Here is a 12,840-nt window from a genome sequence, read left to right on the forward strand (position 1 = left end):
ATAAGAGCTAATGGCAAACTAATTGGTGGTCAGTATATCCTTTCGATATACGGATTGTTAGATGAGTTATTGTATCTGTATAAAATTATAGACCAATGCTAATTAGTGGGTTAATTTTTTTGGGGATAAAAAAATAATAGGAATTATATTGTGCTCAGGTTATATCGTAAGCCAAATAAGGGGTTAATAGGAGTAGATATTAGTTCGACTTCTGTTAAGGTTTTGGAACTTTCTGTAAAGAGTGGGCGGTATTGGGTAGAAAGCTATGCTTTGGTGCCATTACCAGAAGGAAGTGTTGTTGAAAAGAACATATTGAATCCGGAAGCTGTCGGTGACTGTTTAGAGCGCGCAATTAATTTGGCCAATACGCAGACCACTAATGCAGCTTTGGCGGTTCCAACGTCGATGGTGATTACAAAAATCATCGAAATGGACGCAGATATGAACGATGATGAACGTGAAATTCAGATTCGTGATGATGCTGAGCAATATATTCCGTTCCCACTTGATGAAGCGAGCCTTGATTTTGAGGTCTTGCCAGATCGTCTGTCCAACCCAAATCGTGTCAATGTTTTGCTTGTCGCTACGCGTATTGAAAATGTTGAAGCGCGTGCGGAAGTCATTCAGCTTGCTGGTCTTACACCAAAAATTGGTGATGTAGAAAGCTTTGCAATTGAAAATGCATTTAAAGTTTTCTCAGATACTTTGCCAATGGGTGTGAATACCGTGGGTATTTTAGATATTGGTCATAGTATGACGACCTTATCTGTCATGCAGAATAACAAAGTGATTTATACCCGTGAGCAAGTGTTTGGTGGCAAACAATTGACACAGGAAATTCAAAATCGCTATGCATTGTCTTTCGAAGAAGCAGGTCGAGCGAAAAAAACACGTGCCTTGCCAGATGATTATGATATCGAAGTCTTAGAACCCTTCTTAGAAGCTGTCGTTCAACAAGCAGCACGTTCTTTACAGTTCTTTTTCTCATCTTCACAGTTCAACGAAATTGACCATATTTTATTGGCAGGGGGGAATGCCAATATTCCGGGGCTTGCAAAATTACTTCAACAAAAATTGGGTTACCGCGTCACGATTGCCAATCCATTCTTACAAATGGGTTTTTCACCTCAAATTGATATTAAAAAAATTGAAAATGATGCCTCATCACTCATGGTGGCATGCGGTCTAGCATTGAGGAGTTTTGATTAATGGCAAAAATTAACTTGCTCCCTTGGCGTGATGAGCTAAGAGAGAAACGAAAAAAAGAATTTATTGCACTTTGTATTGGGGCTTTCTTAATTGGGGTAATTGGGGTGGGTTTAACATGGTTGTACTTTGATCACAAATTAAAAGATCAAGAACAAGCGAACCAATTGATTATCAGTCATAACCAAAACTTAGATGTTCAATTAAAGTCTTTGGATGGTTTACAGGAACAGCGTAATGCCATTATTGAACGAATGAAGTTGATTCAAGGCTTACAAGGTCAACGTCCAATCGCTGTACATCTTGTAGATGAATTGGTTCGTGTGACACCTGCCAATATGTACATCACAAAATTTGAACGTAATGGCGACAAATTTATGATCGAAGGGCGTGCGGAAAGTCCAAACACTGTTGCAGATCTACTGCGTAATTTGGAAGCATCACCTTGGTATCGTAATGCCTTCATGAGCTCATTCCTTGTGGCGGAAGAGAAAAAAGACAAAGCGCCGACGTCAGTGGTTCCTCGCGTAGAAGAATCTTATGGTGCATTTACTGTGACTGCTGATTTGGAGCAAATTGCGCAGCCGACCATTAATGATCCAGCAGCAAATGCAGGACAGTCAGCTTCATCGGCGCAAACATCTGACGCACAAACTGCAGCAGAACCAACTCCGGAGGCTGCAAAATGAGTCGTGATGAATTTGAACAATTGAATCAAGATGCTGTGGTTATTCCGAAAAAGAAAATGACTTTTGATAAGTTTGTACAGCAGTTCAATACGCTAGATCCGAATAACTATGGTAGTTGGCCAATTTCAGTCAAAATTACATGTTGGATTTTTATCATTATCCTTGTGGCAATTTTGGGCTATTTCTTGGCGATTAAAGGCAAGATTGAAGCTATTTCAAGTGCCAATGCACAAGAACAAAATTTGTTAAATGAGTTTCGTGAAAAAGATTCAAAACTACGTAATTTGCAACAATATCAATTGCAGTTGCAGGATATGGAAGCACGTTTTAATCAACAGTTAGAACAATTGCCGAAAGAAACTGAAATTCCAGGTTTGGTTGAAGATATCAACTTAACAGGCGTGAATTCTGGATTGAAATTTAAAATTATTCGTCTTGAGCCTGAAGTGAAGCAAGAGTTCTTTACGGAACAGCCGATTCATATTGAGGCAACAGGTGATTACCACGCCTTTGGTTCATTTGTAAGTGGTATTGCGGGGCTCTCACGGATTGTGACTTTGCATAATTTAACGATTACAGCAACTGAAAATAAAGAAAAGAACTCAGATATTCCAAAAATTGACTATGTGATTTCTGCAAAAACATATCGTTATGAAGGGAATACTGAAAGTGCTGCGAAAGCTGCAGATTCAGCAAGCACACAGGAGGCTCCAAAATGAAAATGAATAAATTGGCACTTTCTGTGATGGTTGGATTTGTATTGGCTGGTTGTGAATCACGTATTGATGTGGTCAATCAAGAGATGGCAAATATACGCAATCAAGCTCCACTAGCGATTGAACCTGCGCCAGATTTTGTACCTGTCGAAACTTTTAATTATGCGGCGCACTCTTTAAAAAGTCCGTTCTTGCCAAGTTCATTGGCAGCAGAACTTAAAATCATGGCAGGTAAGCGTGTTTATCCAAACTTGAGCCGTCAGCCTCAACCTTTGGAGAGTTATGCACTCGAAACCCTGAATATGAAGGGTAGTATGCGTAACCAATCTGGGCAAATATTAGCCTTGATTCAGACACCTGATGGTGAAGTTGAGCGTATTCAACGTGGAAGTTATATGGGGCTCAATCATGGTCGAGTGGTAAATATTACCCCGACTCAGATTGATTTGATTGAGATTATTCCGGATGGGCGAGAAGGATATGTAGAGCGTCCTAGAAGTCTCATATTAATTGGACCAGCACCTTAAGCTTAAAGGAATAAAAATGAAGAATAGTGTACAAGATTTTATTTTTGGGGATGGCAATACAATGAATCATGTGTTTCGTCAGTTTTCGATGGGGGCTGTTGCAATGGCGATGATGCAAGTTGCCAATGCTCAGGTGAGTGTAACCAATGTGGTACCAATGCAAATTCCAGGTCAAGGGACTGAAATTCGCGTGATGTTTAATGGCTTGCCGCCGCAACCACAAGCTTATCAACTCGATCAACCATCACGACTAGTTTTAGACTTTGATAAAGCACAGCAAAATTTAAAACAAAGTTCAATTCCTGTTGCAACGGCTGAAGCGAGCACTGTGGATGTGAGTTCGGATGCACAACGTGCGCGCTTAACTGTGAATTTAGCCAATGCTGGTGCTTTTACCACGCGTGTTGAAGGTAATACCTTTATTTTAAAAATCAACTCTGCACAAGCTGCAAATTATGTACAGCCTGTAGCACAACGTCAGCAACAGGGCATCTCAAATATTGGTTTCCACCGTGGTTCTAATGGTGAAGGTCAAGTTGTTGTTGATTTACTGGGTGGAAATACTCCCGTTGATGTTCAACAGCAAGGCAGTAAAGTGGTGATCCGTACTTTAGGCAATAAAGTACCTGCACATTTGACGCGCCGTTTAAATGTCAATGATTTTGCAACGCCAGTTGCTACGGTTGATGCACATAATGATGGCGGTAATGGGGTGATTACCATTCAGTCGACGGGTAGCTATGAATATATGGCGTATCAAACGGATAATAAATTAACGGTGAGTTTGAAACGTCCGGAAGATAAGAATCCATTACGTCCTAAAGCCGCAAATCATTACACCGGTAAGAAAATTTCATTAGACTTCCAAGATATTGAAGTACGTCGTGTGCTACAACTTTTGGCTGATTTCACCGAAATTAATATGGTTGCTGCTGATACCGTACAAGGGAATATTACACTTCGTTTGAAAGACGTGCCTTGGGATCAAGCGCTAGACATTGTTTTGAAAACCAAGAATTTGGATAAACGTCGTAATGGTAATGTGATTTGGATTGCGCCTGTATCTGAGTTGATTAAAGCGGAAGAAGAAGAAGCTAAAGCTATTGCACAAAGTGTTAAATTGGCACCGTTACAAACTGAGTATATTCAACTTAGCTATGCTAAAGCCGTAGATATAGAAAAGTTAATTACCGAAGGTCGTAATTCAAAAAACTCGAATTCTAATTCTAATTCTAATTCTAATTCTAACAATACAGACCCTTTAGGTGACAGTATTGGTTCTTTATTAAGCCCACGAGGAACAGTTTCTGTAGATCCTCGTACTAATATGCTGATTATTAATGACACATCACAAAAAATTGATCAAATACGTAAAATGATTGATTTATTGGATGTTTCCGTCAAGCAAGTCATGGTCGAGGCGCGTATTGTAAAAGCGTCTACCGACTTTACGAAAGAAATGGGAGTGAAATGGGGAATCCTGTCTCAAGGGATTAACCAAAATGACCACTTATTGGTAGGTGGTAGTGATACCACACTTTGGGACTTAAAAACGCCAGATGATGATGGGAAATATACCATTCAACGTCCAAGTAACTTAAACGTGGACTTAGGTGTAACTGCTGAGGGGGCGAGCCGAATTGCCTTTGGCTTGATTAGTCTTTCTGATTTTATGTTGGATTTAGAACTTTCTGCTTTACAAGCGGATGGTTATGGTGAAGTCATTTCTACACCAAAAGTACTGACAGCGGATAAACAACAGGCCAAAGTTGCATCAGGTCAAGAGATTCCGTATCAAACCACAACGGGTACCGGTTCAAATGCGACCTCTTCTACTGAGTTTAAAGAAGCTTTATTAAGTCTTGATGTCACGCCTAGCATTACTCCTGATGGTAAAGTTCAAATGAAGCTGAATATTAAGAGTGATTCACCAGCTGGTTATGCGCAAAATGGTGAAATTATCCTAAATAAAAATGAAATTAATACTGATGTCTTGGTCAACAATGGAGAGACTGTTGTTCTTGGTGGAATATTCGAACAAGAAAATTCTGTCAATCAAACGAAGGTTCCTTTCCTTGGAGATTTACCATATGTAGGAAGACTTTTCCGTAAAGATATGAAATCTGATAAAAAGAGAGAGTTGCTGATTTTTGTTACTCCGCGAATTGTTAATGACAGTGTTACGAGAAATCATTAATATATTTTCAATTTAACAAAAGAAATAGGTGACTCCTTGCCAAGCAAAGAGTTTGAAACCCTACCAAATATCTATTTGGTAGGGCCAATGGGGGCAGGAAAAACAACCGTAGGGCGACATTTAGCAGAATTGTTAGGACGTGAATTTCTAGACAGTGATCATGAAATTGAACGTAAAACAGGTGCGACCATTCCTTGGATTTTTGAAAAGGAAGGGGAAAAAGGCTTTAGAAGTCGTGAAACGAATGTCATTGATGAGTTAACTGCAAAGAAACAACTGGTCTTAGCGACTGGCGGTGGTGCTGTGACTCAGCCCCCAAATCGTGAATTTTTAAAACAACGTGGTATTGTTGTTTATCTATATACTCCGGTGGAAATTCAGTTACAACGAACCTACCGCGACAAAAATCGCCCACTTCTTCAAGTGGAAAATCCAGAGCAAAAGCTACGAGATTTATTGGCTGCCCGTGATCCGCTTTATCGTGAAGTCGCGCACTATATTATTGAAACCAATCAAGGTGCTGCGAGAGATCTTGCGCAAAAAATTTTTAATTTAATTGTTTCACAAAATATATCTCGTTAGAAAAGGTTAAATTCATGCAAACCTTACATGTTGAACTCGGTGATCGTCGCTACCCTATTTTTATTGGGAGTGACCTTAATCCACAAACTTTACTTGAGCCTTATATTCAGGGTAAACAAGTGATGATTGTCTCTAATACCACAGTGGCCCCGCTCTATTTAAAACATTATGTAGAAGCAATTGAGGCATTAGGGAAAACTGTTGCGACATGTATTTTGCCTGATGGTGAAAAGTATAAAAATTTAGACCATTTGAATTTAATTTTTGATGCCTTGCTCGAAGCAGGCTTTAACCGCGATTGTACGGTTTTGGCATTAGGTGGTGGTGTCATTGGAGATATGACCGGTTTTGCCTCTGCATGCTATCAACGCGGTGTGTATTTTATTCAAGTGCCGACGACTTTGCTGTCTCAAGTGGATTCAAGTGTCGGTGGAAAAACCGGGATTAACCATCCACTGGGTAAAAACATGATTGGTGCCTTTCAGCAACCCCAAGTGGTCCTTGCGGATATGGCGCAATTAAAAACTTTGCCAGCGCGTGAACTTTCTGCAGGTTTGGCCGAAGTGATCAAATATGCATTGTTAGGTGATGTTGAATTCTTAGCTTGGCTTGAACAGCATGTGGATGCTTTAGTTGCAGGTGATGCAACCTTGTTGGCTGAAGCGGTTTATCGTTCATGTGCTCATAAAGCGCGTATTGTGGCCAATGACGAAAAAGAACAAGGCGAACGTGCGTTATTAAACCTGGGTCATACCTTTGGTCATGCGATTGAATCGTACTTGGGATATGGTGAATGGTTACATGGTGAAGCCGTTGCAACAGGGATGGTAATGGCTGCAGATTTGTCCCAGCGTATGGGTTGGATCACTGCTGAAGATTTAGAACGTACAAAAAAAATCATTTTACGTGCACAATTACCGATAGTTTGCCCTAAAATTCCGCTAGAGGATTTTTTGGCGTATATGTCTCATGATAAAAAAGTATTGAATGGGCAATTACGACTTATTTTACTGAAATCATTAGGTCAGGCCATCATCACCAAAGAGTTTGATGTTGAGTTAATGAAACAGGCAATTTTGGCAAATCAGGCAGAGTAGGTACATCATGGCAGCGCGGCAGTCTCAATGGCAAAAAGTTCATCACTACGCATGGTTGGTGGGTGGAGCTGTGTGTCTGTTCGCTGCATTGGTTTTCTGGGCGATTACAGATACCAAAGAATTGGTTGAAGTTGAAAAACAAGCTGAAACTGAAGTGGATTTGCAAATTCAGCCCGAGAAAGTGGCGGCAATGTCCCATCTTGGTGCATTAAATGAAGAAGTGCGTCCGCTGGATATGACGACACGTGTGGTTGCTACAGCTCAACATGAGCCAGAATTTCGCGGCACTAAATTTATCAATGATTCTGCCAAACTTTATGGTGTTGAATTATTTCGGGTTTCTGAAGAAGATATTTTAAAAAGCTTCTTACGTAAGCAGCCTGAGCGTCACAAATTTATTTATCTACGTCTTTCTGGTGAAGACCATCCTGAGCAATACGTCATTTTAACAGGACCATATTCGTCGCAAAATGATGCCAAAGCTGCAATGTCGAGCCTCAACATCGCTTTGCCTGCTTCAATCAAACCTGAGGTTGTTGAATTTAAACAATATCAAGCATATGTGAATGACTTAGGCACGGAAGAAATGTCGTCGAGTCAAAAGTTATATGCTGTTAAATTAAAATCTGTACCTTTACCGAAAATTGATGAAGCTCAAATCGCCGCACGAAAAGCAGCGGCTGCAACGACGGTAACAACACCAACTAATGCAACGACAAGTACTACGGTGACACGTCGAGATGCTGAAGGAAATGTGATTGATGTGCAAAAATCACAAAGTAGTGTAGATGCACCACGTCCAAAACCTGCACCGGTAGAACAAGAAGTAACCGATCCTTTTAATTAGTTCTAAAATAGCGCAAGACGTCTTAGGAAAAGCTTAAACTGCACAGAAAAAGTGCATAAAATAAAAAAAGAACAATTTGAATTATTTGTTATAACTAAAAAATGCTTGTAATCAGCCATCTTAGGAGAAAATGCATCAAGTTGGCATATAAATTGCTTAATTGGTGCGTAAATTGAACTTTTCTCCCTGTTTTGGCGCGAAAATGATTCGATAAAAGTGCGAAGTCATTAATCCAGTCGTTATCCCTGATCTGAACTGCAAAAGCAGAAAATTTGACTTTTTATTCATGCATCAAAGATGAATTCGGTTTATCTTAAGGGTGTGAATAAGAAATAATTTTGCTCGACAGAACAATTCATGTGAGTAAGTTAAGACGAATCGCAACAAGAAATTAGTTTGTTAAGTGCTCGAAAGAGCTGTAAAGAAAAGAAGGGTACGCTATGCACATGCCATCGCCTAATACTGTAGCTCCCGCTCAAGGTTTATACCAACCGGATGAGTTTAAAGATAACTGTGGTTTCGGTTTAATCGCCCATATGCAGGGTGATGCAAGCCATGATCTCGTCAAAACCGCAATGCATAGTTTAAGTTGTATGACCCACCGTGGTGGTATTGCCGCAGATGGCAAAACCGGTGACGGTTGTGGTCTACTCCTTGCTATGCCCAAAGAATTTTTCCGTGAAGAAGCGAAAAAACTCAGTGACATTACATTGAGTGAAATCTTTGCTGTGGGTACGGTATTTCTAAATCTAGACCCTGCATTAGCCGCACATGCAAAACAAATTTTAACCAAAGAAATCGAAGACGAAGGCTGTAAAGTCATCGCTTGGCGTGTTGTGCCAACCAATAACGATGCATTGGGTTCAATCGCGATGCAGTCATTGCCTGCCTTTGAACAAATTATCGTGAATTGCCCAATGGGTGTTTCAGAGGTTGAATTCAACCGTAAGTTGGTGATGGCACGTCGTCGTGCAGAACAACAACTGACTGCTGACCCATACTTCTATGTAACCACTTTATGCTCAACTGTGATCAGCTATAAAGGTTTGATGATGCCAGCAGCGATTGCTGACTTCTATACCGATCTTGCTGATGAGCGTTTAAAGTCACACATCGTGGTATTCCATCAGCGCTTCTCAACCAATACATTGCCGCGTTGGCCTTTGGCACAGCCGTTCCGTTACTTGGCGCACAATGGTGAAATTAACACCATTACCGCAAACCGTAACTGGGCGATGGCGCGTACACCAAAATTTGAAAACCCATTATTGCCGGGTTTAACTGAGCTGAATCCAATTGTAAACCGTACAGGTTCGGATTCTTCAAGCTTAGACAATATGCTGGAAATCCTTGTTGGTGGCGGTATGGATTTGTTCCGTGCGCTGCGCATGTTGGTTCCACCAGCTTGGCAAAACGTTGAAACTTTAGATGCGGATTTACGTGCATTCTATGAATTCAACTCAAAACATATGGAAGCTTGGGATGGTCCAGCAGGTCTGGTAATTCAAGATGGTCGTCATGCGATTTGTATGCTTGACCGTAATGGTTTACGTCCAGCACGTTGGGTGATTACCAAAAATGGTTACATTACTTTGGCATCCGAAATTGGTGTTTGGGGTTATGAACCAGAAGACGTTGTGTCTAAAGGCCGTGTCGGTCCGGGTCAAATCTTGGTGATTGATACCTTTACCGGCAAAATGCTCGATACTCAAGATGTGAGTAATCACCTCAAACGTATGCGTCCGTACCGTCAGTGGTTACGTGAAAACTCAGTACGTGTACAAGGCAGTCCAGAGCTAGAAGAATATTTATGTGATCAAGGCTTAAAAGGTGATGACCTGAAAGCTTCACAAAAAATGTTCATGGTGACATTTGAAGAACGTGACCAATTGCTTCGTCCAATCGCTGAAAGTGGTCAGGAAGCCGTGGGCTCAATGGGTGATGATACGCCAATGGCAGTATTGTCTCGTCAGGTGCGCCATGTGTCTGACTACTTCCGTCAGCAGTTCGCTCAGGTTACGAATCCGCCAATCGATCCATTACGTGAATCGATCGTAATGTCGTTAGAGACATGCCTCGGCCGTGAACAAAATGTATTTGAACAAGGTCCAGAGCATGCAGATCGTCTGATCATTTCAAGCCCAGTATTGTCAAATTCGAAAATGCATCAAATCCGTACCCTTGGTCGTAAAGGTTACGAGATTGCAGATATCGACCTGAACTATGCAGAAGATGAAGGCTTAGAAGCTGCCATCGCACGTATTTGTGAAGAATCTGCGCAAGCGATTCGCGATGGAAAGACATTACTTGTATTGTCTGATAAGAAAATCCGTCAAGGTTTCTTACCTGCAAATGCATTGATGGCAACTGGCGCGGTTCACCACTATTTAATCAATGTGGGTCTACGTACCGATGCTAACATTATTGTCGAAACTGGTTTGGCGCGTGATGCACATCAGTTTGCGGTGATTCTTGGTTTCGGTGCGACTGCGATCTATCCATACTTGGCTTATGACGTGATCAATGACTTGATCGCGAAAGGTGAGTTATTGGGTGATCCAATTCATGCGCAAGCTAACTTCCGTAAAGGTATTGAGAAAGGCTTATTGAAAGTCCTTTCTAAGATGGGTATTTCTACTGTTGCCTCTTACCGTGGCGGTCAGTTGTTTGAAGCGGTCGGCCTCTCTGATGAAGTGGTTGCAAAATGCTTCACTGGCGTACCGAGCCGTATTAAAGGCGCAACATTCTCTGATCTAGAAAATGACTTGAAAAAATTGGCAGATTTGGCGTGGAAATCACGTAAGCCAATCGATCAAGGCGGTATGCTGAAATTTGTATTCGGTAAGGAATATCACGCATTTAACCCAGACGTGATCAATGCGCTGCATAAATCTGTGCGTTCTGGTAATTATGCGGACTTTAAAGAATACGCAGAGCTAGTGAATAACCGTCCAATCGCGACGATTCGTGACTTATTCAAGCTGAAAACAGATCAATCGATTGCACTCGATCAAGTTGAATCCGTAGAAGAAATTCTGCCGCGTTTTGACTCGGCAGGGATGTCTTTAGGTGCTTTATCACCTGAAGCGCACGAAGCCATTGCAATCGCAATGAATACCATTGGCGGTCGCTCGAACTCGGGTGAGGGCGGCGAAGACCCAGCGCGTTACGGCACTATCCGTAACTCGAAAATCAAACAAATTGCATCTGGCCGTTTTGGTGTGACCCCTGCATACCTAACTTCTGCAGAAGTCCTTCAAATTAAAGTGGCACAAGGTGCAAAACCAGGTGAAGGTGGTCAGTTGCCGGGCGGTAAAGTGAATGGCTTAATTGCACGTTTACGTTACTCAGTACCGGGTGTGACATTAATTTCTCCACCGCCGCATCACGACATCTACTCAATCGAAGATTTATCACAGTTAATTTTCGATTTAAAACAGGTTAACCCACAGGCGATGGTGTCCGTTAAGCTGGTTTCTGAGCCGGGTGTTGGTACGATTGCGGCAGGTGTAGCAAAAGCATACGCAGACTTCATTACCATTTCTGGTTATGACGGCGGTACAGCGGCTTCTCCACTTTCTTCAATTCACCATGCAGGTTCACCATGGGAACTTGGTCTATCTGAGGCGCATCAGGCGCTTCGTGTGAATGACCTGCGTGGCAAGGTCCGTGTACAAACCGATGGCGGCTTGAAAACGGGTCTAGACGTTGTGAAAGCAGCGATTCTTGGGGCAGAAAGTTTCGGTTTCGGTTCTACACCGATGATCGCATTGGGTTGTAAATACCTGCGTATTTGCCACTTAAACAACTGTGCGACTGGTGTTGCAACTCAGCAAGACCATTTACGCCAGGAACACTATATCGGTGAGCCTGAAATGCTGATCAATTTCTTCCACTTTATTGCGGAAGAAACACGTGAATGGTTAGCAGCGCTAGGCGTTTCAAGTCTGAAAGATTTGATTGGTCGTACAGATTTACTGGAAATGCTTCCGGGTGAAACTGAAAAACATGCACACCTTGATTTGAGCGCATTGCTCCAATCGCATCCTGCGGCTGAAGGCAAAGCACAGTACTGTGAAGTACAAGGCAATGCACCATTCGATAAAGGCTTATTGGCTGAGAAAATGGTAGCTGAAATGCTGCCAGCGATTGAAGCAGGCACAGGCGGTGAATACGGTTTCACTATTGGTAACTGTGACCGTTCAATTGGCGCGCGTATTTCGGGTGAGATTGCAAAACGTTATGGCAACCTCAGCATGGAAGCGCATCCTGTTAAAGTTAAATTAACAGGGACTGCAGGTCAGTCATTGGGTGTTTGGAACGCAGGTGGTTTACACATCAGCCTAGAGGGCGATGCGAATGACTACGTGGGTAAAGGTATGGCGGGCGGTCGTATCTCAATCTTCCCACCGAAAGGTTCACCGTTCCAAACGCAAAATACTGCGATTATTGGTAACACCTGTTTGTATGGTGCAACAGGCGGTAAATTGTTTGCTGCAGGTACAGCAGGCGAGCGTTTTGCTGTACGTAACTCAGGTGCGTTTGCCGTGATTGAAGGTGCAGGCGACCACTGCTGTGAATACATGACGGGTGGTATCGTGACTGTATTGGGTAAAGTGGGTCATAACTTTGGTGCGGGTATGACAGGCGGTTTCGCTTATGTGCTCGACCTGGACAATGACTTTGTTGACCATTACAACCACGAACTGATTGAATTGAACCGTATCTCTACAGAATCGATGGAAGAACACAAAGAGTTCTTGTGCCGTATCTTAGATGAACATATTAAAGAAACAGGTAGTGCTTGGGCGTATAAGATCCGCAACGAGTTTGACTTCTATAGCCGCAAATTCTGGCTTGTGAAACCAAAAGCTGCTAATTTGCAGACTTTGTTGAAAACAACTCAAGCTGATCCACAATAATTCCACTACTGCAGATTTGATAGGCAGGTGTAAGTGCAAACATGCTTACACCTACCC

At 42.1% G+C, this 12,840-nt stretch carries 9 protein-coding genes; all 9 read left to right on the top strand.

Annotation, left to right across the window (positions count from 1 at the left end; all coding sequences use genetic code 11):
• Window positions 1-150 precede the first annotated feature (150 nt).
• The 9 genes from FTT77_RS06905 (at window position 151) to gltB (ending at window position 12,783) form a co-directional block, all read left to right on the top strand.
• Window positions 151-1,209 (top strand): pilus assembly protein PilM, encoded by a 1,059-nt coding sequence (locus FTT77_RS06905; RefSeq protein WP_078192532.1) that lies wholly within the window; start codon window positions 151-153, stop codon window positions 1,207-1,209.
• Entirely contained in the window at window positions 1,209-1,895 is a 687-nt protein-coding gene (locus FTT77_RS06910) for a PilN domain-containing protein (RefSeq protein WP_180026110.1), read from the top strand. Before FTT77_RS06905 ends, FTT77_RS06910 begins: the two co-directional genes overlap by 1 nt.
• A complete protein-coding gene (locus FTT77_RS06915) occupies window positions 1,892-2,614 on the top strand; it encodes a type 4a pilus biogenesis protein PilO (RefSeq protein ID WP_078189381.1) in 723 nt (240 codons plus the stop codon). The genes FTT77_RS06910 and FTT77_RS06915 overlap by 4 nt, the downstream gene beginning before the upstream one ends.
• Window positions 2,611-3,138, top strand: a complete 528-nt coding sequence (locus tag FTT77_RS06920) for a pilus assembly protein PilP (protein WP_078192530.1) — start codon at window positions 2,611-2,613, stop codon at window positions 3,136-3,138. Before FTT77_RS06915 ends, FTT77_RS06920 begins: the two co-directional genes overlap by 4 nt.
• Before the next feature lie 61 nt (window positions 3,139-3,199).
• The gene (pilQ, locus tag FTT77_RS06925; protein WP_180026128.1) at window positions 3,200-5,335 is read left to right on the top strand and encodes a type IV pilus secretin PilQ; all 2,136 of its coding nucleotides are present in this window, start codon (window positions 3,200-3,202) and stop codon (window positions 5,333-5,335) included.
• Between the two features lie 36 nt (window positions 5,336-5,371).
• Window positions 5,372-5,917: a shikimate kinase AroK gene (gene aroK, locus FTT77_RS06930; RefSeq protein WP_078189378.1), complete on the top strand. Its 546-nt coding sequence runs from the start codon at window positions 5,372-5,374 to the stop codon at window positions 5,915-5,917.
• 14 nt (window positions 5,918-5,931) lie between these two features.
• Complete coding sequence (gene aroB / locus FTT77_RS06935; protein ID WP_180026109.1) at window positions 5,932-7,014, top strand: 3-dehydroquinate synthase; 1,083 nt, start codon at window positions 5,932-5,934, stop codon at window positions 7,012-7,014.
• 7 nt (window positions 7,015-7,021) lie between these two features.
• Window positions 7,022-7,861 (top strand): hypothetical protein, encoded by an 840-nt coding sequence (locus FTT77_RS06940; RefSeq protein WP_180026108.1) that lies wholly within the window; start codon window positions 7,022-7,024, stop codon window positions 7,859-7,861.
• Between the two features lie 446 nt (window positions 7,862-8,307).
• Window positions 8,308-12,783: a glutamate synthase large subunit gene (gene gltB / locus FTT77_RS06945; RefSeq protein ID WP_180109108.1), complete on the top strand. Its 4,476-nt coding sequence runs from the start codon at window positions 8,308-8,310 to the stop codon at window positions 12,781-12,783.
• Window positions 12,784-12,840 lie beyond the last annotated feature (57 nt).

Source organism: Acinetobacter sp. YH01010 (assembly GCF_013420775.1).
Taxonomy (GTDB): Bacteria; Pseudomonadota; Gammaproteobacteria; order Pseudomonadales; family Moraxellaceae; genus Acinetobacter; species Acinetobacter amyesii.